The sequence below is a fragment of the Streptomyces sp. NPDC088812 genome, assembly GCF_044750285.1.
Taxonomy (GTDB): Bacteria; Actinomycetota; Actinomycetes; order Streptomycetales; family Streptomycetaceae; genus Streptomyces.
On sequence record NZ_JBIVJP010000001.1, the window covers coordinates 413,377 to 432,492 of the forward strand.

General features: G+C 73.3%; 22 protein-coding genes. 14 read left to right on the forward strand and 8 right to left on the reverse strand.

Annotated features, from left to right (window positions below; genetic code table 11):
* The first annotated feature begins 42 nt into the window (after positions 1-42).
* The 5 genes from ACIP67_RS01760 to ACIP67_RS01780 all read left to right on the forward strand — a co-directional run bounded on the left by ACIP67_RS01760 (position 43) and on the right by ACIP67_RS01780 (position 5,542).
* The gene (locus tag ACIP67_RS01760; protein WP_389523183.1) at positions 43-189 is read left to right on the forward strand and encodes a hypothetical protein; all 147 of its coding nucleotides are present in this window, start codon (positions 43-45) and stop codon (positions 187-189) included.
* A gap of 490 nt (positions 190-679) precedes the next feature.
* Positions 680-2,146: a protein kinase gene (locus ACIP67_RS01765; RefSeq protein ID WP_401685785.1), complete on the forward strand. Its 1,467-nt coding sequence runs from the start codon at positions 680-682 to the stop codon at positions 2,144-2,146.
* 293 nt (positions 2,147-2,439) lie between these two features.
* On the forward strand, positions 2,440-4,047 hold the full coding sequence (locus ACIP67_RS01770) for a PP2C family protein-serine/threonine phosphatase (protein WP_401685788.1): 1,608 nt from the start codon (positions 2,440-2,442) through the stop codon (positions 4,045-4,047).
* The gene (locus tag ACIP67_RS01775) at positions 4,044-5,135 is read left to right on the forward strand and encodes a B12-binding domain-containing protein (RefSeq protein WP_401685791.1); all 1,092 of its coding nucleotides are present in this window, start codon (positions 4,044-4,046) and stop codon (positions 5,133-5,135) included. The genes ACIP67_RS01770 and ACIP67_RS01775 overlap by 4 nt, the downstream gene beginning before the upstream one ends.
* The gene (locus ACIP67_RS01780; RefSeq protein ID WP_401685794.1) at positions 5,132-5,542 is read left to right on the forward strand and encodes an STAS domain-containing protein; all 411 of its coding nucleotides are present in this window, start codon (positions 5,132-5,134) and stop codon (positions 5,540-5,542) included. The genes ACIP67_RS01775 and ACIP67_RS01780 overlap by 4 nt, the downstream gene beginning before the upstream one ends.
* 23 nt (positions 5,543-5,565) lie before the next feature.
* Here the strand turns inward: ACIP67_RS01780 and ACIP67_RS01785 are convergent, their stop codons facing one another.
* A complete protein-coding gene (locus tag ACIP67_RS01785) occupies positions 5,566-5,931 on the reverse strand; it encodes an ATP-binding protein (protein WP_401685796.1) in 366 nt (121 codons plus the stop codon).
* A gap of 226 nt (positions 5,932-6,157) precedes the next feature.
* On the reverse strand, positions 6,158-6,721 hold the full coding sequence (locus ACIP67_RS01790) for a Dps family protein (protein WP_401685799.1): 564 nt from the start codon (positions 6,719-6,721) through the stop codon (positions 6,158-6,160).
* A 703-nt stretch (positions 6,722-7,424) separates the two neighbouring features.
* Here ACIP67_RS01790 and ACIP67_RS01795 point away from each other — a divergent pair.
* The 4 genes from ACIP67_RS01795 (at position 7,425) to ACIP67_RS01810 (ending at position 10,921) form a co-directional block, all read left to right on the forward strand.
* Positions 7,425-7,973 (forward strand): hypothetical protein, encoded by a 549-nt coding sequence (locus ACIP67_RS01795; protein ID WP_401685801.1) that lies wholly within the window; start codon positions 7,425-7,427, stop codon positions 7,971-7,973.
* Positions 7,974-8,099: 126 nt separating this feature from the next.
* Positions 8,100-10,037, forward strand: a complete 1,938-nt coding sequence (gene htpG, locus ACIP67_RS01800; protein ID WP_401685804.1) for a molecular chaperone HtpG — start codon at positions 8,100-8,102, stop codon at positions 10,035-10,037.
* Between the two features lie 290 nt (positions 10,038-10,327).
* On the forward strand, positions 10,328-10,570 hold the full coding sequence (locus ACIP67_RS01805) for a DUF2945 domain-containing protein (RefSeq protein WP_401685807.1): 243 nt from the start codon (positions 10,328-10,330) through the stop codon (positions 10,568-10,570).
* Positions 10,571-10,576: 6 nt separating this feature from the next.
* Positions 10,577-10,921 (forward strand): DUF3140 domain-containing protein, encoded by a 345-nt coding sequence (locus tag ACIP67_RS01810; RefSeq protein WP_401685809.1) that lies wholly within the window; start codon positions 10,577-10,579, stop codon positions 10,919-10,921.
* Between the two features lie 129 nt (positions 10,922-11,050).
* On the opposite strand, the gene ACIP67_RS01815 is transcribed toward ACIP67_RS01810, so the two are convergent.
* Together ACIP67_RS01815 and ACIP67_RS01820 are read right to left on the reverse strand one after the other, a co-directional pair.
* Positions 11,051-12,013 carry an SDR family oxidoreductase gene (locus ACIP67_RS01815; protein WP_401685812.1) on the reverse strand — a complete coding sequence of 321 codons (963 nt, stop codon included), beginning with the start codon at positions 12,011-12,013 and terminating at the stop codon, positions 11,051-11,053.
* Positions 12,014-12,246: 233 nt separating this feature from the next.
* Positions 12,247-12,528 (reverse strand): DUF4190 domain-containing protein, encoded by a 282-nt coding sequence (locus tag ACIP67_RS01820; RefSeq protein WP_401685815.1) that lies wholly within the window; start codon positions 12,526-12,528, stop codon positions 12,247-12,249.
* 284 nt (positions 12,529-12,812) lie between these two features.
* On the opposite strand from ACIP67_RS01820, the gene ACIP67_RS01825 reads away from it, so the two are divergent.
* Positions 12,813-13,076, forward strand: a complete 264-nt coding sequence (locus ACIP67_RS01825; protein WP_401685818.1) for a DUF3253 domain-containing protein — start codon at positions 12,813-12,815, stop codon at positions 13,074-13,076.
* 48 nt (positions 13,077-13,124) lie between these two features.
* Here the strand turns inward: ACIP67_RS01825 and ACIP67_RS01830 are convergent, their stop codons facing one another.
* On the reverse strand, positions 13,125-13,520 hold the full coding sequence (locus ACIP67_RS01830; RefSeq protein WP_401685821.1) for an STAS domain-containing protein: 396 nt from the start codon (positions 13,518-13,520) through the stop codon (positions 13,125-13,127).
* Positions 13,521-13,758: 238 nt separating this feature from the next.
* Between ACIP67_RS01830 and ACIP67_RS01835 the strand changes: the two genes are divergently transcribed.
* Together ACIP67_RS01835 and ACIP67_RS01840 are read left to right on the forward strand one after the other, a co-directional pair.
* Positions 13,759-14,256, forward strand: a complete 498-nt coding sequence (locus tag ACIP67_RS01835; protein ID WP_401685824.1) for a DUF2975 domain-containing protein — start codon at positions 13,759-13,761, stop codon at positions 14,254-14,256.
* Positions 14,256-14,477: a helix-turn-helix domain-containing protein gene (locus tag ACIP67_RS01840; RefSeq protein WP_401685827.1), complete on the forward strand. Its 222-nt coding sequence runs from the start codon at positions 14,256-14,258 to the stop codon at positions 14,475-14,477. Before ACIP67_RS01835 ends, ACIP67_RS01840 begins: the two co-directional genes overlap by 1 nt.
* A 93-nt stretch (positions 14,478-14,570) precedes the next feature.
* Here the strand turns inward: ACIP67_RS01840 and ACIP67_RS01845 are convergent, their stop codons facing one another.
* Positions 14,571-14,888, reverse strand: a complete 318-nt coding sequence (locus ACIP67_RS01845) for a hypothetical protein (RefSeq protein WP_401685830.1) — start codon at positions 14,886-14,888, stop codon at positions 14,571-14,573.
* A gap of 358 nt (positions 14,889-15,246) precedes the next feature.
* Between ACIP67_RS01845 and ACIP67_RS01850 the strand changes: the two genes are divergently transcribed.
* Positions 15,247-16,782 carry an MFS transporter gene (locus ACIP67_RS01850; protein ID WP_401686770.1) on the forward strand — a complete coding sequence of 512 codons (1,536 nt, stop codon included), beginning with the start codon at positions 15,247-15,249 and terminating at the stop codon, positions 16,780-16,782.
* Positions 16,783-16,833: 51 nt separating this feature from the next.
* Here ACIP67_RS01850 and ACIP67_RS01855 read toward each other — a convergent pair whose 3' ends face one another.
* Positions 16,834-17,415 carry a hypothetical protein gene (locus tag ACIP67_RS01855; RefSeq protein WP_401685833.1) on the reverse strand — a complete coding sequence of 194 codons (582 nt, stop codon included), beginning with the start codon at positions 17,413-17,415 and terminating at the stop codon, positions 16,834-16,836.
* Between the two features lie 167 nt (positions 17,416-17,582).
* Positions 17,583-18,266 (reverse strand): hypothetical protein, encoded by a 684-nt coding sequence (locus tag ACIP67_RS01860; RefSeq protein WP_401685836.1) that lies wholly within the window; start codon positions 18,264-18,266, stop codon positions 17,583-17,585.
* A 416-nt stretch (positions 18,267-18,682) separates the two neighbouring features.
* Between ACIP67_RS01860 and ACIP67_RS01865 the strand changes: the two genes are divergently transcribed.
* Positions 18,683-18,811: a hypothetical protein gene (locus tag ACIP67_RS01865; protein WP_401685839.1), complete on the forward strand. Its 129-nt coding sequence runs from the start codon at positions 18,683-18,685 to the stop codon at positions 18,809-18,811.
* The last annotated feature ends 305 nt before the right edge of the window (positions 18,812-19,116 follow it).

Below are 19,116 nucleotides of genomic sequence, written 5' to 3' on the forward strand. Positions count from 1 at the left end.
TTGCCGAACCGGCCTCGCCGTCGACCGTTCCAGGAGGCAGCCGTGCCAGGGATGTTGGAGAAGATCAAGCAGTTCAGCAGGAGCCCGCAGGGGCGTCGTGCGGTGGAGCAGGTGCGCCGCGCCTCCGCCGACCCGCGCCGCCGGGCCCAGGCCCAGCGGCTGCTGGGCAGGCTGCGGGGCCGGCGCTGACCCGCGGACCGGACACGCCACCGGGATGACGCCGTATCAGGGGCCGGTGGCCGCCCGCACGAGCCGGGCGGCCACCGGCCCCTGACACGCGGGACGCGGACACACGTGCACCAGGTTGCACGTGCACCCGGTCACCCACGCGCCCGGACAGCCGTGCGCCCGGTCACCCATGCGCTCGGACAGCCGTGCGCCCGGTCATCCATGTGCCCGGGTAGGCAGCGCCCGGCCCGACGTCCGCAACCCCGGGCAGCCCCGGCCCGAGCCCCGGCCGACCGGGCGTGATGGCCGGGGAGGCGGGTACCCGAGGCCTCATGGCGGGCGGGCGCGGCCCGACGACGCCCCGCACCGCACGAGCGGTGGGCGTCACCGCTCCCGGACCCGCCCGCCGCCTCGCCGAATCCGCCGATCCGCCGCATCCATCCGCGGCCGTTCACGCCCGCGCACACCCGTCCCTTTGGGGGAACACATGCCGGTACGCCCATGGCCTTCAGTGCCGGACTCCCTAGGCGGACGCGTCCTGGCGGGCCGTTACCGGTTGGACGCCCCGCTCGGCCGGGGCGGTGCCGCCGACGTCCACGAGGCGTTCGACCTGCGGCTCGGGCGCCCGGTGGCGGTGAAGCTGCTGAGGGGCGGCGAGGAACAGGCAGAGGAACGATTCAGCGATGAGGCTCTGCTGCTGGCCCGGCTCCACCACCCCGGACTCGTCACCGTCTACGACGTCGGGCGCGACGAGAACCTGCCCTTCCTCGTCATGCAGCTCGTCCGGGGCTCCACCCTGCGCGCCCGCATCGCCGCCGGACCGCTGACCCCCGCCGCCGTGTGCGCCCTCGGCGCGGACCTGGCGACGGCGCTCGCGCACGTACACGCCGCCGGAGTGGTGCACCGCGACGTCAAGCCGTCCAACATCCTTCTCGACGAGCAGGAAGCCCCGCACCTGACGGACTTCGGCATCTCCCGGCGGATCGACGACAGCGCCCGCACCGCGACCGGAGTGCTGGTGGGCACGGCGGCGTACCTGGCCCCCGAACAGGTCACCGGCGACGGGACGGGCCCCGCCGTGGACGTGTACGCCCTCGGACTGACGCTGCTGGAGTGCCTCAAGGGCGAACTGGAGTACCCCGGTGTCCCCTTGGAGGCGGCGATGGCCCGGCTCCACCGACGGCCGGCCGTCCCCGCCGGCCTCGACGGGGAACTGGCCGGTCTGGCCGGTCTGCTGGAGGCCATGACCGCCTTCGACACCTGCGGCCGCCCCGACGCCCTCACGTGCGCCCGGGCGTTGACGGCCCTGGAGGCGGCCGCGACACCCGCCGGGCGCCCGACGGGGCAGCACCGGGGCGGCCGGCGGGTGGGGGAGCGTGCCGCCACCGCGTTCCGCTCCCGCTTCGGCCGGACCGCGCGGGCGACCGGTGCCGGTCGCCGGGGCCCCGCCGCCCGGCGGCCGGGCCGGCGCAGGCCGGCGACCGCCGGCGCCGCGCTGCTCGCCGCCCTGCTGGGCGTCTCCCTCTCCGGTTCCGCCGCCGTCGGTGACCTGCCCGACCGCGACGCCGACGCCGGCGCCGGTACCGACAGCGCCGCGGCGGCCCGCGAGCCCGTTCCGGCTGCCCAGACCGTTCCGGCCGGGCCCGCCGTTCCGGCGAGCCGTACCTCCGCTCCGTCGGGCGGCGAACGGGCCGACGACGGCGCGTCGGAACCGGCCCCGGGAACCCGCCGGGCCGCCGGTGACCGGGCGCCGGACCCTTGGACGCCGGACACCCGCACGTCGGACACCCGCACGTCGGGTCCCCGGCCGTCGGGCCATCGCACACCCGCTCCCCGGGCGTCGGGCCCCCGGACGTCGGGTCCCGCCCCCGCTCACGCCGCCCGGACACGGACCGAGGCCGAGAGGGGCCGGCCCGCCGACGGGGCGGAGCGGTCCCGCGGACAGGTCCCTCGGCAAGGGCGCGGTCAGGGCCGGTGAGCAGGCCCTGCCGTCGGGACGCCCCGCCCGTGCACGACCGCCGCCGGGGGAGGAGCGTGGCGCACCGGGAAGCGTGGCGGATTCGTGTACAACCCGTCACGAGGTTGCGCGGGCCGCACCGAGTGCGAGACGGTTGTCGAACGTCAACAGTTTCGAGCTGTAGAGAGGGGGTGGGGTGCGCACCATGCGTTCCCCTGCTTGTGATTCCTTCGCCTGGCCCCCCTGCCCGTCCGCACGGCGGCGCCGCGAGCGTCGGCGCGTCGTGGAATAGCGCTCCCTACCCGGTCCTCGTCGTGGGCCGCGACGGGGGCGTCGTCGAGATCAACGAAGCCGCACGCACCCTCTTCCCCGACGCGTCCGGGGGTGACTGGTTCGAGCGGACCGCCCCGCGCTGGCTGTCCGACGCGCACCACCGACTGGGCCGGTCCGGCACGGACGGCCGGTCCCCGCGCCCCGCGTCGGGCGCGATCACCGGGCGCACCTTCCAGGCCCATCCCACCCGCGGCCCCGGCGTACACGGCGACGTGGTGTGGTGGCTGGTGGAGGACACCGAGCTCCGGCACACCGAGCAGGCCCTCAAGGACTCCCAGGAACGGGCCGCCGTCCTCGCCGAGGTCTCCAGCGCCCTCCTGTCGTCCCTGAACGTCGACCACTGTCTCGAGGTGACCGCCCGCATGGCCGCCCGTCACATCGCGGACGCCGCCGTCATCGTCGCCCCGGCCCAGGGACGTCACCACCCGCTGACGTACGCCCAGAGCGGCGGCCCCGTCATCCAGACGATGCGGCTGATCGACACCGGGGAGGTGCCGGGACTGACCGAGGCGATCCAGGGATTCCCGCCCGTACCGGCCCGCTGGATCAGCCCCGACGACATCCCCGACTGGGCGATCCCGCCCGGCTTCACCGGTCCCATCGGCTCCGTCATCGTCACCCCGCTGCCCGGGCACGGAGTCCCGGCCGGCGCCCTCGTCCTGCTGCGGTCCAGCAGCCAACGGGCGTTCGACGAGGGCGAGGAGATCTTCGCGCGCCTGTTCGCAGCCCGCGCGGGAGCCGCCCTCTCCGCGGCCCGCCTCTACGCCGAACAGTCCACCATCACCGCGGTGCTGATGCGCGAACTGCTCCCGCCGACGCTGCGGCACGTCAACGGAGTGGGCTACGCCGGCCGCTACCGCGCCGCAGGCGACCACGAACGCGTCGGCGGCGACTTCTACGACGTCCACCCCGGCACGGACCCCTCGCAGGAGACGTTCGTCGTCCTGGGCGACGTCGCCGGCAAGGGCCTGGAGGCCGCCGTGCTCACCGGCAAGATCCGCAGCGTCCTCCAGGCCCTGCTGCCGCTCTCCGGCGACCACCAGCAGGTCCTCACCCTGCTCAACGACGCCCTGCTGAACTCCCACCACACCCGGTTCGCCACCCTGGTCCTCGCCTCCGCCCGGCGCCGTGCCGGACAGGTCCACCTGCGGCTGACCAGCGCCGGCCACCTGCCGCCGCTGATCGTGCGACGGCACGGACAGGTGGAGGAGGCCGACACCTCCGGCCAGCTGATCGGCGCCATCCCCCAGGCACGCGCCCGCACCGCACGCGCCGTACTGGCCCCCGGCGAGACGTGCCTGCTCTACACCGACGGCATCACCGAGGCCCGTGGCGGCCCCCTCGGCGACCAGCTCTACGGCGAACGCCGCCTGCGCGAGGCGCTCGCCGCCTGCGCGCGGATGCCCGCGGAGGCCGTGGTCGAACGCGTCCAGCTGCTCGTCGCCCAGTGGCTCGGCCCGGGCCGGCACGACGACATGGCCACCCTCGCCATCACCAACCCGACGAGCGGCCGGGGCCCGCTCCACCTCGTCGACGGACGCACCCGGACAGCCGCCGCACACGGCGGGAGCGGAAAGGACGGCGCATGACAGGTGGCCGAACGGCCGACCACCAGGTGTCCCGGCTGCGGGACCGGCTGTGGGCGGCGGCTCTGGACGCCGACGAGACAGGCGCGATCGACGTGGTGAGCGCGGCCGCGCGGGACGGGTGGCCCGCCGAGAGCCTGCTCCTCGACGTCATCGCGGCCGTACAACGGCGGGTGGGCGAGGAATGGGCGGCCGGCCGGATCACCGTGGCCGACGAACACGTGGCCACCGCCATCAACGACCGCGCCGTGGCGGCGCTCGCCCGGCGCGCGTCGCCGCCGTCGGGGAAGAGACCCCGGGTGACGGTGGCGTGCGTGGACGGGGAGTGGCACGCCCTGCCGGCCCGTCTGGTGGCGGAGACCCTCAGGGGCCGCGGCTGGCACGTGGACTTCCTCGGCGCGCACGTACCGACGCCCCACCTGATCGCCCATCTGCACGCCACCGGACCCGAGGCCGTCCTGCTGTCGGCGTCGATCCCCACCCACCTGCCCACCGCCCACGCGGCGCTGACCGCCTGTCAGTCGACAGGGCGACCCGTCCTGGTGGGCGGTGCCGCGTTCGGCCCCGACGGCCGTCAGGCCCGCGCCGTGCGCGCCGACGCCTGGGCACGGGACGCCAGGGACGCCGCCGACCTGCTCGACGCCGGCATCGAGGCACGGCAGGCCTCCGTGCCACGGCACCAGATCGACGACCTGCCCCATCTGGCCGACCAGGAGTACACGTTCGTCACCCGCAACCGGCCGTCCCTGGTCAAACAAGTGCTGCACGACCTGGAGGAGCAGTACCCGGCCATGCGGTCGTACACCCCCGCCCAGCACGAGCGCACCGCCGAGGACCTCTGCCACATCCTCGACTTCCTGGCCACCGCGCTGTACTTCGACGATCCGGACATCTTCGGCAGGTTCGTCGCCTGGACGGCCGGCATCCTCACCGTCCGCCGGGTGCCCGCCGACGCGCTGCGTCTCGGACTGACCGTGCTCGCCGGACACCTGCACGACTTCCCGCGCGCCCAGAGTTCCCTGAAGGAGACGGCCGCCACCCTCGACGACCCTTCCTCTCCCTCGGTCCCCGGCACAGGAACACCCGCATGAGCACGCACCCCTCCTTCCACGTCACCACGCGGACCTCCCGCCCGGGCGCCCTCACCGTGGCGATCGGCGGTGAACTCGACTACGACACCAGCGACTTCTTCCTCGCCCTGGTGACGAGCGCCCTCGACGAGCACGCCCGGGAGCACGGAGCCGCACCGCGTGACCTGCACCTGGACTGCGCGGCGCTGACCGTGCTCGACTCCATGGGGCTGTCCGCGCTGCTCATGCTCCGCCGGCGCACCCAGCCGGCGGGGATCGCCCTGCACCTCGACAACCGGCCCGCCCACCTCGTGCGCATGCTGGACGTCACCGGTACCGCCGACCACCTCACCGGCCGGTCCCGCGACTCCTCACCGCCGCTCACCGGGCGGCACGCAGACGAGCCGGGCACCGCCCCCGCGACCTGACCCGGCGGCTGCGGACCCCCGGGTCAGGACGCGGCGGACGACGGCCGGAAGCACGCGGTGACCGTCTTGCCGTGCGGGCAGGGACGGGTCTCCCAGCTGTCGGCCAGCGCGTCGACGAGCAGCATGCCGCGCCCGCCGATGCTCTCCGTGCTGGGCGCACGCGGGGTCGGCAGGTCGGCCGACGCGTCGTGGACGGAGATGTGCAGGCAGCGGCTGTCCCAGGCCAGGACCAGCTGAGCGCTGCTGCGCGCGTGCCGGTGAGCGTTGGTGACCAGCTCGGAGACGGTGAGCAGAACGGCGTCCACCGTCTCCGGGTCGCTGCTGCTCCAGCCCAGGGTGTCGAGATGCCGGCGGGCCCAGTCGCGAGCCTCCTTGACGGTACTGTTCATCGGCAGTGTGCGGGCCCAGCCCACGGCCCGTACCGCTGATCCGTCCACGGTGTTCCCCTTCCCGATCGATGCCGCCGAGGCAGCGTCTACCCCCCGGAAGCGGGGTGAAGCCGTACGACCCGGCCGGAAAGGGGCGGGCGGCAGCGCCCGGGGGAGCGCACGCACGGCCCACGCACGCACCCCGCACCCCTGCGGGCTCCGGCCGGGCGGCGGACCACGTGTCCCCTCAGCCGAGCTCGGCGCCCCGCGCGGCCGCCTCCTTCTCGGTGTCGGCGTCGGCCGTCACCAGGGTGCCGCTGCTGCTCTCGAGGTGGGCCCGGACGAACCACTGGAACTGCTCCAGGTCCCTGAGCTGCTCGATCAGCAGGTCCTCGGTCGCGGGGTCGATCTCCCCGACCTCCTTGATCGCGTCCCGGACGCCCTCGATGAGGCCCGTGTAGACGAGGTCCAGGGCGCCGAGGTGCGCGATCGCGCCGTCCCGGCCGATGGAGTAGTCCTGCCAGGTCCGCTCCTCCACCAGGGCGCCGGGCGTGCCCTGGGCGACCCCGCCCAGCGCGGCGATGCGCTCCGCCACGTCGTCCGCCATGTCGCGGACGCGGTCCACCTGGGGGTCGACCATCTCGTGCACGGCGATGAAGTGGGGGCCCACCACGTTCCAGTGCACGTGCTTCAGCGTGAGGTGCAGGTCGTTCAGGGCGTGCAGGCGCAGCCGCAGCACGCCGATGAGCCGGCCGGCCGCCTCCCGCTCGATGCCCGGGACGGTGTACTTGGGGGTCAGGTTCTTCGTCATCGGCGCAGCTCCTTCACGGTCGGATGCGGTCGGTGCCCGGATGCCCCGTCCGCGCGCCGGCAGACCTGTGACGCGCGTCCCGTGCCGGCCCGGACGACATGCGGTCCCCACGGCAGGTCGCGCGTCCCGTGCCGGCCCGGACGACATGCCGTCCCCACGGCAGGCCCGCACCGGGGTGGGAGGGCGCGCCGCCGCCGACTCGCTGTCGTGACCGCGCGTCAGGGCCGCCGGGCCGTCGCGCCGTCCTGGTCAAGAGCGACGTGACCGAGACCGGAACCCGCACCGGTCGAGTGGTTCGCGGACCTCCCCGAACGCGTCGCCGCCGTCCGGGCCGCCCCCGCCGGCCACCTGCGCGTCGACCCCGGTGACCTCGCCCTCGTCCCGAACGCCCGAGCCGGGGCCGGCGTCGTACGTCCTCACCGGCGGGGCGTGACGGGCGGGCCCCGCCGGCGCATCCGCCGGACCGGGCGGGCGAGGAGCGCACGCGGTCCCGTGAGGACCGAGCGGGTCCGGCGGGATCGAGCGAGTACAGCGGGATCAAGCGAGTACGGACAACTGGCAAGTCGGGATCGAGCGAGTACGGACAACTGGCAAGTTGGGCATAGCCATTGTCACCGGTGTGCACAAGAATGGCAGGAGAGAGATCAACACCGGCCCGAACGGGTAAGCGGTGTCGAGTCCCCGTTCCCGGAAAGGCCAACCGATGCCGCTCACCCTCGATCAGGTCCAGCCCCTCCACTCCGGCACCGTCGACGCCCAGCGCGCCGCCTGCTCGCTTCAGCGCCGCCGCGAACCCGCCCGCCCCGCGGGGCGGTTCCTCGCTCCCCGCACACCACCGGACCGTCAGCCCGGAGGTGTCGCGGGCCGGCCGGCCGTGACCCGGACCTTCACGGCGGACGCCCCCGCTCCGTACCCGGCGCGTTCCTCGGCCTCCCTCCGCACGCCCGAGGCGGAGGTCATGCGGGTGCTCTCCGACACCCGCACCGCCGTGTTCGCGACCGAGTACGCGAGCGGACGCCGGCGGTACAGCTACTGGCGGCCGGTCGACTCCGACACCGGCCGCGGCGGCTGTTACGTCGCCCTGCCGACCGACGCGTGCGAGCAGTTGCGCGCCACCGGCCGCATCACGCTCAGCGAGCCCGTCCACGACCCGTCGAAGACCACCTACCGGGTCAGGTCCACCCGTGCGTCCACGACGTCGGCGCGGGCGGCGCGCCCCCGGGACCGCGCCCCCCGGGACCGCGCCGCGTGACCGGGGCGTCCGTCCTTCGGCCACCGCATCCGTCCGGATTCGTGCGGATGCGGTGACCGGCTGTTTTACAGTGCTGCCGTCCGTCAGTTCCGGACGTCGCCAAGGGACGGAGAGGTAGTCGCGAACATGCCGACCGAAACGTTTGAGTTCCAGGTGGAGGCCCGTCAGCTCCTGCAGCTGATGATCCACTCGATCTACTCGAACAAGGATGTCTTCCTGCGTGAGCTCGTCTCCAACGCGTCCGACGCGTTGGACAAGCTGCGCCTCGAGTCCCTGCGGGACGACACGCTGGACGCCGACGTGTCCGACCTGCACATCGAGATCGAGGCCGACGGCGACGCCCGCACGCTCACCGTGCGGGACAACGGCATCGGGATGTCGTACGACGAGGTCTCCCGTCTCATCGGCACGATCGCCAACTCGGGCACGGCCGCGTTCCTGGAGGAGCTGCGGCAGGCCGAGGACGCCGGTGCCGCGGAGGGGCTCATCGGACAGTTCGGCGTCGGCTTCTACTCCGGGTTCATGGTGGCCGACGAGATCGTCCTGGTGACCCGGCGGGCCGGTGAGAGCCGGGGCACGCGCTGGTCGTCGCGCGGTGAGGGCACGTACACCCTGGAGACGGTCGACGAGGCCCCCCAGGGCACCGCCATCACCCTGCACCTCAAGCCGGCCGACCCCGACAACCAGCTCCACGACTACACCTCCCCGTGGAAGATCCGGGAGATCGTCAAGCGGTACTCCGACTTCATCACCTGGCCCGTCCGGATGGTCCCCCGGCAGCGCACCGCGGCGGCCGGCGGCGACGGGGACGGCGGGGACGAGCACGGCGGCGCACCGGCCGAGCCCGAGACGCTGAACTCCATGAAGGCCCTGTGGGCCCGGTCCCGCGACGAGGTGAGGGACGAGGAGTACCACGAGCTCTACAAGCACATCAGCCACGACTGGACGGACCCGCTGGACACCGTCCGGCTCCAGGCGGAGGGCACCTTCGAGTACCAGGCCCTGCTGTTCCTCCCCGCGCACGCCCCGCACGACCTGTTCACCCAGGGCCACAAGCGGGGACTCCAGCTGTACGTCCGGCGTGTCTTCATCATGGACGACTGCGAGGCGCTGCTGCCGCCGTACCTGCGGTTCGTCAAGGGTGTCGTGGACGCCCAGGACCTCTCGCTCAACGTCTCCCGCGAGATCCTCCAGCAGGACCGGCACATCCAGCTGATGCACCGCCGGCTGGCGAAGAAGGTCCTGTCCTCGGTCAAGGACATGATGACCGCGGCTCCCGACCGGTACGCGACGTTCTGGCGGGAGTTCGGTGCCGTCCTGAAGGAGGGACTGGTCACCGACACGGAGAACCGCGACACGCTCCTCGCCGTCTCGTCGTTCGCCACCACGCACCACGACACCGAGCCGACGACGCTCCGGCAGTACGTGGAGCGGATGGCGGACGGCCAGGACACCATCTACTACATGACCGGCGAGTCCCGCACGGGCATCGAGAACTCGCCGCACATGGAGGCCTTCCGGGCCAGGGGCATCGAGGTCCTGCTGCTCACCGACCCGGTCGACGAGGTGTGGACCGACGCGGTGGGCGAGTACGAGGGCAAGCAGCTGCGGTCCGTGGTCAAGGGAGAGATCGACCTCGACCCCGACGGGGAGACGGCGTCCGAGGAGGACCGTGAGAAGCGGGGCGAGGAGTACGCCGGTCTGCTCGACTGGATGAGGGAACGGCTCGGCGAGGAGATCAAGGAGGTACGCCTGTCCTCCCGCCTCACCGTCTCCCCGGCCTGCCTGGTCTCCGACACGCACGACCTGACTCCGGCGCTGGAGAACCTGTACCGCGCGATGGGCCAGGAGGTCCCCCGCACCCGGCGCATCCTGGAGCTGAACCCCGGCCACACCCTCGTCAAGGGGCTCAACGAGGCGTTCAGGGACGGCAAGGACCGCACCGCCCTCGCGGAGAGCGTGGAGCTCCTGCACGGCCTCGCGCTGCTGGCCGAGGGAGGCCGGCCGGCCGAGCCCGCGAGGTTCGTGCAGCTGCTGGCGGACCGCTTGGAGCGGGCGCTGTAGGCCCACCCCGGCGGTGCGGACGGTGTCCCGGTGGTACGCGGCCGTCCGCACCGCCGGCGTGCGTACGGGCGAGGGTGCGGGCGAGCGGCGGGCGGGCGAGCGGCGGGGCCGCCGTCGCGCCCGTTCCGCCAGGCCCGTTTCGCCAGGCCAGTCCCGCCAGGCCCGTTCCGTCGTGCCGGTCCCGACGTGCCCTTCCCACCGACGTGCCCGTCCCGACGTGCGGGCCGCAGGGGCAGGCCGCAGGGTGGTGCGCAGGGGGCGCCGCACCGGAGCCCGTGAGGAGTTCGACCATGGCGAAGGACAGTTCCCGGAAGAAGGATCCGAAGAAGGAGCCGGCCAAGGGCGACGAGGTCGCCTGGAGCAGTCACGGCAGCGAGACCACGGGCACCGTGGAGAAGAAGATCACCAAGCGGACGAAGGCCGCCGGCCGCACGGTGGACGCGTCCCCGGAGGAGCCCCAGTACGAGGTCCGCAGCGACAAGTCCGGCCGCTCGGCCGTGCACAAGCCGTCCGCGCTCAAGAAGAAGAAGTGAGGCCCGGTGCCGTCCGACGACGACCGGCGTGAGACCTGGGACGACTTCCGGGAGCTGGTCAACATGACGCCGTCCGAGCTGGAGAAGTGGCTGGCCTCCGACGCGTCGCAGGAGGCGGGGCAGCACAAGGACGGCGGCGAGTCCACCGGGCACGCCTCGGGCCGCAGGATCGTCTCCATCCTCCGCAAGAAGAAGGGCGACCTGTCCGACGAGGACTACGCCCATATGCGCAAGGTGATCGGTTACATCCGGCGGCACTCGGCACAGCGGCCGTCGGGGGACGTCGAGGACTCGCGCTGGCGGCACTCGCTGATGAACTGGGGGCACGACCCGCTGGCCAAGGGGGCGTGACGGGGCCGGCCGATGCCTTGCAGCGTCCGTCCCCACGCCTCTCGGGCCGTGGGGACGGACGCGACCGGGCCGGACCGTGACCCGCCCGCCGCGAGGGCGGGCGGGGCGACGCGACGCCCGCCGCCCTGCTCAGGGCAGCGGTGTACCGCCGGTGGCGTTGAGGATCTCCGCGGTGACGAAGCTCGCGTCCTGGGAGGCGAGGTAGACGTAGGCGGGCGCCAGCTCGGCCGGCTGCGCGGGCCGGCCCAGCGGGCTCTGCTTGCCGAACTCGGTGGTGTCGGGCATGGTCGCGGGGATCAGCGGTGTCCACACCGGTCCCGGCGCGACCGCGTTCACGCGGATGCCCCGGTCGGCGACCATCTGGGCGAGTCCCTGGGTGAACGTGACGATCGCGCCCTTCGTCGTCGCGTAGTCCAGCAGGTGGGGGCTGGGCTTGTAGGCCTGCACGGACGTGGTGTTGATGATGCTCCCGCCCTCCGGAATGTGCGGCAGGGCGAACTTCGTCAGCCAGAACATGCCGTAGAGGTTCGTCCTCATCACCCGGTCGAACTGCTCGGTCGTGATGGCCTCGATGCCGTCCGGCTGTGCCATCTGGTACGCCGCGTTGTTCACCAGGACGTCGACGGTGCCGAATTCGGCGACGGCCCGGTCGATCAGCGCCCGGCAGGCGCTCTCCTCACGGATGTCGCACGACACGGCGACCGCCTGGCGCCCGGCCTCCTCCACCAGGCGTGACGTCTCGCGTGCGTCGTCCTCCTCCGCGCCGAGGTGGGTGAAGAGCACATCGGCTCCCTCGCGGGCGAAGGCCAGCGCCACCGCCCGGCCGATTCCCGAGTCCCCGCCGGTGATCACCGTCTTGCGGGCCTCCAGGCGGCCGGAACCCCGGTAGGACTCCTCGCCGTGGTCCGGCGGCGGGTCCATGGGGCCGGTCCAGCCGGGATGCGGCTGGTCCTGCTGCGGGAAGTCGGGACGCGGGTGCTGCGTGGTCGGGTCCTGCCGGGGGTTCGGCTCGTCCCGGGTGTTCGGCTCGTCCCGGGTGTTCCGCTCGTCCCGGGTGTTCCGCTCGTCCCGGGTGTTCGGCTCGTCCGTCACGTCGGCCTCCTGCCGGTCGGTGGTGCGCGCGAAAGACCGGGTTCCCCGGCCGGGACCGGCCGAACGAAGCGCGTCGGGACCGTCCCCGTCCGACGCCGTGGCCGCCGCCGGGCCGCCGCTCCGGCGGCGGCCCCCGTGCGGGCGGACCCGCACCCGAGGCGGACACGACACGGGGCCGTACCGGGCGCGACGCGCCCGGTACGGCCCCGCGATCGTCCGTGCGGCGCCCGGCGTCAGCCGCCCACGTACCAGCCGACCCCGCCGTTGCCGGCGGCGACGGCGAGGAAGATCACCCAGAGGACCACGTCGACGACGCCCAGGGCGATGCCGGCCTTCGCCATTCCGGCGCCGTTCTTCGCCGCCTGCCGGAGCGCGACGGCGCCGAAGACGATCGCCAGCGGGCCGAGGACGATGCTCAGGAGGAAGAGTCCGACGATGCCGCAGCAGAGGCTCGCGATCGCCAGGCCGTTCGTGCGCGAGGTGGAAGAGGCAGAGGGGCTGCCGTAACTCGTCATGGGGAACTCCCGGTCGACGTCTGTGCCGTCCGAACGGTCCGGACGGTCCGCTCTTCTTCGTGCCTTTCACCTGACCGTCCGGATGCCCCTTAGTGGCGCACTCATGTCAACGGGCCGTCACCTTCCGGCCGGCGGTGCCCGCGGCCCGGGGCGGGTGCTCGGCGTGCGCGGGCGGCTGCCCGACGTGCGCGGCGGGTCGTACGGGCGGACCGTGGTGGCAGGGCGTCGGTGCGCGGGCAGGCGCCGAGGCCCCCGGTCCGCGCGAGGGAGAGGGGAGAGGGGCCGTGTCCGATGTCGAGGCCGAGCTGGCCCGTTCGATGCTCGAACTGCTGTCCCGGCGCGCGCCTGGGGCGTCCATCTGTCCGTCGGAGGCGGCCCGGGCCGTCCGTCCGGGCGGCGGCGAGGACTGGCGCGCACTCATGGAGCCCACCCGCAGGGCGGCCCGCCGCCTCGCGGCCGAGGGACTCGTCGAGATCACGCGGGGCGGACGCGTCGTCGACCCGTCGGAGGAGGGCGGAGGGCCGGTGCGCATACGGCGCGTCCCCTGACGGGACGGGGTGCCCGCACCCTCCGTCTTCCGTCCCCGGCCTCGGGCGTCAGGCGGTCCCCGCGGACGGCAGGTGGGGGAGCGTGCCGCGGCCGGAGGACCGCTGGAGTTCCCGAACCGCGACGGTCGCCTCCGCCAGGGTCTCCGTCGTGACGAGGAACTGCTCGATCCCGAGGATCTGCAGCATCCGCCGCACATGCCCCGGCGGTCCCGCCAGGACGAGCGCGCCGCCCTCGGCGTCGAGACGACGCCAGAAGCCGAGCAGTGTGCTCACACCGCTGGAGTCCAGGGTCTCGGTGGAGGACGCGTTCAGGATCAGATAGCGGCAGCCGGCCGACAGCAGACGGTGCCCGGCCGAGGAGATCGCCGGACTGGTGTCGAAGTCGACCTCCGCGGGCAGATCGGCGATCACTACCGGCCCCTGGTCGTGGACGACCTGCAGCATCCGACCCCCTCCGCGTCGACTGACAACTCCTGCGCCCGTGCGGACGGGTCCGGTCAGGACCGACCACCCGCCCGCATCATGCGCCTACCCGGAGTGCTCCGGAGGACGCTTGCGGCTTTCGACCCGGTTCCCCCGGGTAACGCGCCGCGACCCCGGTGGACGACCCGGGAGACGCCTCACTTGCTCCATCTATCGACAATCGATAGATTCCCATCGTTGCTCGATTATGGGAGGGGCTATGGGAAAGCTCACGGTGCTCGCGCTGCGCGCCGTGCTCGGCGTACTGCTCGCCGGCTCGGTGTTCGTGCAAGCGGTGATGGTGCTGTTGCTGGCCGTCGATCTGGACGGGCTCGCGGCGGACGTGGCGTACCTGCGCACTCCGCTCCTCGTCATCGTGGTGCTGGGTGTCCTCGCCCTGGAGGTCGTCCTGGTCTGCGTGTGGCGGCTGGTGACGATGGTGCGGCGCGGCACGGTGTTCTCCGACGCCGCGTTCCGCTACGTCGACGTCGTGACCGGCGCGTTCGTCGCGGCAGCGCTGCTCGTGTTCGCGCTGGCGGTCGTCCTGGCGCCGGGGGAGGCCGTCGCCCCGGGCGTGGTGCTCCTCGTGTGCGGGGCGTCCCTCGCGGTCCTGGGGGTCGCGCTCATCGTGCTCGTGCTGCGGATGCTGCTCGCGCAGGCCGTCGCCCGCGACGTCGAGGCGTCCCGGATGCAGGCCGAGCTCGCCGAGGTGATCTGATGCCGATCGCCGTCGACATCGACGTGATGCTGGCCAAGCGCAAGATGTCCGTGGGCGAGCTGGCGGAGCGCGTCGGGATCACCCCGGCCAACCTCGCGGTGCTCAAGAACGGCCGGGCCAAGGCGGTGCGCTTCACCACGCTCGCCGCGCTCTGCGAAGTGCTCGAATGCCAGCCGGGCGACCTGCTGCGCTGGGAGGCTGAGGGCGGCGCGGGCGGATGACGCCGGGCGCGCCGCCCCGCCCGTGCCCGGCGTCCGGGCGTCGCGACCGCCGGGCGCAGGCGGGGCGGCGTCCGGGCGTCGCGGCTGCCGGGTCTAGGAGGGCCGGACCTCCTCGTACGCGGCGCGGGTGAAGGGTGCCGGCACGGTCGGGGAGGGCGGCGGACCGCCGCCGGCCGCGCCGGTGTCCGTGCACGCGCGGCCGCCCCCGCGCTCGTCCTCCGCCCTGTGCCACAGCTGCCACGTCGTCCACAGCAGCAAGCTCAGCAGCGCCGCCAGGATCAGCAGCTGGAACACCGTCTGCCGGGCCGATCCGCTGCCCTGGACCACCGTCAGCAGCAGTGAGGCGCCCCACAGCGCCGTACCCGTCGCGTAGGCGGTCCTGAGCCGCCGGAGTTGACTTGCCCCACCCATCGTCGTCCTCTCACGGAGTGCCGGTGAACCACCCCGGTACCCGCATCGAGCGGTCTCACCGCCCCGGCACGGTACGGCCGGTACGGAAAGAGAACGCGCGAGGCAGGTGTGAAGTGCCCCGGCCGGGGCAGACGGGACGACGTCGGAGAGAAGCGGGGCGGCGCTGCCTGGGGAGGTCTGCGCCGCCCCGTCGCCGTCCGTCCGTGACGTCGGACACCTTCGGGCGTGAAATCACCCGCTCCGGGAAGCGGCGTCGCAGTGCGCCAGTGTGTCGATACGGGGCAAAATCCGCGCGCACATCGAACAGGGCGCGTCGCACGCGGCGCGCCGCACGGACGAGGAAAGGCGCTTGGCTACCGTGGCCGACGTACTGCCCGAAGGCTCCCCGAGGCCGCACAGCCCGCGAGATCAGCACACCCCGGCGGATCTCCCCGACCACGTACGCAAGGACCTGCTCCGCAGACTGAGGCGGAACAGGCGCGCCTTCCGCGAGGACGACGTCCAGGTCGTGGAGCGCCCGTTGCTGCGCCGCGCGGTCGGCGCCTCGGCGCTCGGCAACTGCATGGAGTGGTTCGACTTCGGCGTCTACAGCTACATGGCCGCCACCATCGGCAAGGTGTTCTTCCCCGGAGCGTCCCCGACCGCCCAGCTGATCTCCTCGTTCGCCACCTTCGCCGCGGCCTTCGTGGTGCGCCCGCTCGGCGGTCTCGTCTTCGGACCGCTCGGCGACCGGCTCGGCCGCCAGAAGGTGCTCGCCACCACCATGATCATGATGGCTGTCGGCACCTTCGCCATCGGCCTCATCCCCAGCTACGCGACGATCGGGATCGCCGCCCCCGTCCTGCTCCTGCTCGCCCGCATGGTGCAGGGCTTCTCCACCGGCGGCGAGTACGGCGGGGCGACGACCTTCGTCGCCGAGTACTCACCCGACCGCCGCCGCGGTTTCCTCTCCAGCTGGCTCGACTTCGGCACCTTCGTGGGCTACGCCCTCGGCTCGGCCCTCGTCACCGTGCTGAACGTCGCCCTCACCGACGACCAGATGCTGGCCTGGGGCTGGCGTCTCCCGTTCCTGATCGCCGGCCCGCTGGGCGTGATCGGTCTGTACATGCGGCTGAAGCTGAAGGAGTCCCCCGCCTTCCAGCAGCAGCTCGACGCACACGAGCGGGGCCTGGCGCAGGCGTCGGCGGGCAGCGAGCTGCGCACCATCGTCAAGAACCACTGGCGCGCCCTGCTGGTGTGCGCGGGACTGGTGCTCCTCTACAACGTCACCAACTACATGGTCACCGGGTTCCTGCCGACCTATCAGACGGAGACGCTGCACCGTTCGAGCGGCTCCGCCGACACACTGGTGCTGGTGGGCATGGTGTGGATCGTGCTGCTGATCACCTTCATCGGCCGGCTCAGCGACCGTGTCGGCCGCCGCCCGGTGTACGGTGCCGCGGCCGCCGCGATGATCGTCCTCGCCGTGCCGTCCTTCCACCTGATCAAGGCGGACGGCACCTGGCCGCCCGTCCTCGGCGTCCTGATCCTGTCCACCCTGCTGGCCTGCTTCGCCGCGCCGAGCGCCGCCACGCTGCCGGCCCTCTTCCCGACGGCCGTCCGCTACGCCGCCATGGGCATCGGCTTCAACTTCGCCGTCGCCGCGTTCGGCGGCACCACCCCGCTGGTCACCGAGGCGCTGGTCCACGTCACCGGCGACGACATGATGCCCGCCTACTACCTGATGGCCGCCGGCGTCATCGGTCTGGTGACGGTCCGGTTCCTCCCCGAGAGCGCCCAGGTGCCGTTGCACGGCTCGCCGCCGATGGTCGGTTCGGCGGCGGAGCGCAAGGAGCTGATCGTCACCTCCGGCCGGCTCTACGCGGCGACCCGCGCGGCCTCCGGCAGCGGCTGACCGCCCGCCGGCGGGTGCCTCTCCGGGCGCCGGCCGGCGAGCGTCACGCCGTCAGCCGGTGCTGCCCCAGGAGTGGGCGACGTCGATGACGAGGTGGTCCGCCAGGCGCAGCACCCGGAACGGCAGCCGGGCGCGCACCCCCAGTCCGAGCTGTGTGTCCCCTTCGAAGCTGCCGACGAACCTGGCGTCGCGGAAGGTGTCGTAGCCGGTGAGGTCCACGCCCGGCAGCGGCTGACCCGACGTGGCGGGGTACGTCGCCTCGCCGGTCTGCGGGTCGTAGGCGGGCGCGTGCACCCGGACCTCCAGGATCGCTCCGCCGCCGACCGGGACGGGGTGGCCCGAACCGTCCTGGTAGATCTGGTCGACGTAGCCGACGGAGAAGCCCAGGGCGTCGGCGTTCGCGCCGGGGACGTCGACGACCAGCCGGTCGTAACAGTCGTGGCGGCCGGTCCGTACGTCCCGCACCGACTCCGCCGAGGAGGCGGTGAACGCCTTGTCGAGGCTGCCCCAGCCGGTGGGGCAGGCGGCGACCTGCGAAGCGGCGGCCGGCGCGGCCTGCGCCGGTACGGCGGCCACACCCAGTGCGGCGGTCATGAGGGCGGCGATCGCCCCGACGGTTCTGCTGCGCACCATGATCTCCCCCGAAGAGTCCAAGTGACTGATGTCAGGTGAGACAGTCCGGCGCGCCCGATGGTTGCACGGGGCCGGGCCGAAACGGCGGCACGGCGGACGGTGAACGCGGGCCGGGCCGCCACGGGGATGTGTCGTGGCGGCCCGGGCTGCTATCGCGTCGGGCATGGTCAGGCCGGTCCGCCGGCGGTCTTGCGGCGGCGGGCGGCGTAGAGCCCGGTGCCGGCGAGGGCGAGGGCGGCGAGGCCGCCCGCGGTCACGTCGGTGCCGGCGAGGGCGCCGCCGCCGGTGTGCACTCCGCCGTTGGGCTTGTCGTATCCGCCGCCGTAGGAGTCCTTGTCCTTGTCCTCGTCCTTGCTCCAGGAGTCCTTGTCCTCGTCCTCGTCCTTGCTCCAGGAGCCCTTCTCCTTGTCCTCGTCCTTGGACCAGGAGTCCTTGCTCTCGCCGTCCTTGTCCTTGTAGGACTCGGGGTCGTGCTTGGGGTCGGGGGTGGAGTAGTCGTCGTTCAGGAGGGCGAGGGCGCCGCCGCCGGTGTGGACGCCGCCGTCGGGCTTGTCGCCGTGGTCCTTCTTGCCGTATCCGCCGTGGTCCTTCTTGCCGTAGCCGTGGTCGTCCTTGTCGCCGTAGCCGTTGTCGTCCTTCTTGTCGGAGTCCTCGTCCTTCGATCCGGAGGTGTCGTCCTTGGAGCCGGAGGTGTCCTCGTCCTTCTTCTCGGACGAGGTGTCGTCCTGGTTCTGGCTGTAGGACGATCCGTCGGGCTCGGCCTCGTCGCCGGTGGCGTGGGCGCCGGTGGCGGCGAGGGCGAGGGTGGCCGAGGCGGCCGCGGTTGCCAGGAGCAAGCGAGCAGAGCGCATGGGAGAGTCCTTCCGCCAGGGCCGAGCAGCTGGCGTCTCGTCAGCTGAACCGACTCGGGCCCCGACGTGATCCACCGTCAGCCAGCACCCGGACCGCCACCACTCCAGGCGCTCAGGTGGGTGAACACCGTTCCGCTGCACGGCGGAGAGCTGCTCCGCGCCGGGACTCCGCCGCCGGCCGCTCCCGCCGACGGTCCATCAGAACGGGCGCCGCCGGACCGGCCGGAGCCGCCCGCCCGGTGCCGCGCCGGCCGCAGCGCGGACGCCGACGCGCGCCGGGACGCCGACGCTCCCGCCGCCCGGCGGTCGCCCCGCCATCCGCGCGCGGTCGCCCCGCCATCCCGCGCGCGGTCGCCTCGCCCCCGGTGCAGGTAGGTGACGTGATTGGCCCCGGCCCGCGTGGTTACTCCGTTCCCATGAACGACCACAGGCCGCTCGCCCCGGTGACCGCGGCATCGAGCGGAACGCCGCCCCACAGCGCGAAGGCCGCCCTGCACGGCAGGCCGGCCCGGCCGGGGACGGCGCCCGGCGATGAGGACCGGTAGTCCCCGGCGGGCGTCCCCGGGCGGTCGCGAAAGACCGGGCGCTCCCGGAGGACAGAGCGCTCGTGACGGGCAGAGCACTCGTGGACGACCGAGGACTCGTGGACGACCGAGGACTCGTGGACGACCGTGTGCCGGAAACGGCCGGTGTCCACGGCGGCCGGCGCCGGTGCCGACGGCCCGGTCGGTTAACCCTCCCGTCACGCGTGGCGTGCGCGGTCCGCCCGGCCGACGGAGGGTGGGGGAGAGCTGTGCTCCGCGAGGACGGTCCGACCGTTCGACGCGTCGTGCGAACGCCTGTTGCAAAG

What these genes read in the sequence shown, in the direction of transcription:
- ACIP67_RS01775 (WP_401685791.1), top strand. Translation starts at nt 4,044, where the DNA reads ATGACAGGTGGCCGAACGGCCGACCACCAGGTGTCCCGGCTGCGGGAC.
- ACIP67_RS01780 (WP_401685794.1), top strand. Translation starts at nt 5,132, where the DNA reads ATGAGCACGCACCCCTCCTTCCACGTCACCACGCGGACCTCCCGCCCG.
- ACIP67_RS01785 (WP_401685796.1), bottom strand. Translation starts at nt 5,931, where the DNA reads ATGAACAGTACCGTCAAGGAGGCTCGCGACTGGGCCCGCCGGCATCTC.
- ACIP67_RS01790 (WP_401685799.1), bottom strand. Translation starts at nt 6,721, where the DNA reads ATGACGAAGAACCTGACCCCCAAGTACACCGTCCCGGGCATCGAGCGG.
- ACIP67_RS01795 (WP_401685801.1), top strand. Translation starts at nt 7,425, where the DNA reads ATGCCGCTCACCCTCGATCAGGTCCAGCCCCTCCACTCCGGCACCGTC.
- htpG (WP_401685804.1), top strand. Translation starts at nt 8,100, where the DNA reads ATGCCGACCGAAACGTTTGAGTTCCAGGTGGAGGCCCGTCAGCTCCTG.
- ACIP67_RS01805 (WP_401685807.1), top strand. Translation starts at nt 10,328, where the DNA reads ATGGCGAAGGACAGTTCCCGGAAGAAGGATCCGAAGAAGGAGCCGGCC.
- ACIP67_RS01820 (WP_401685815.1), bottom strand. Translation starts at nt 12,528, where the DNA reads ATGACGAGTTACGGCAGCCCCTCTGCCTCTTCCACCTCGCGCACGAAC.
- ACIP67_RS01830 (WP_401685821.1), bottom strand. Translation starts at nt 13,520, where the DNA reads ATGCTGCAGGTCGTCCACGACCAGGGGCCGGTAGTGATCGCCGATCTG.
- ACIP67_RS01835 (WP_401685824.1), top strand. Translation starts at nt 13,759, where the DNA reads ATGGGAAAGCTCACGGTGCTCGCGCTGCGCGCCGTGCTCGGCGTACTG.
- ACIP67_RS01840 (WP_401685827.1), top strand. Translation starts at nt 14,256, where the DNA reads ATGCCGATCGCCGTCGACATCGACGTGATGCTGGCCAAGCGCAAGATG.
- ACIP67_RS01845 (WP_401685830.1), bottom strand. Translation starts at nt 14,888, where the DNA reads ATGGGTGGGGCAAGTCAACTCCGGCGGCTCAGGACCGCCTACGCGACG.
- ACIP67_RS01855 (WP_401685833.1), bottom strand. Translation starts at nt 17,415, where the DNA reads ATGGTGCGCAGCAGAACCGTCGGGGCGATCGCCGCCCTCATGACCGCC.
- ACIP67_RS01860 (WP_401685836.1), bottom strand. Translation starts at nt 18,266, where the DNA reads ATGCGCTCTGCTCGCTTGCTCCTGGCAACCGCGGCCGCCTCGGCCACC.
- ACIP67_RS01865 (WP_401685839.1), top strand. Translation starts at nt 18,683, where the DNA reads ATGAACGACCACAGGCCGCTCGCCCCGGTGACCGCGGCATCGAGCGGA.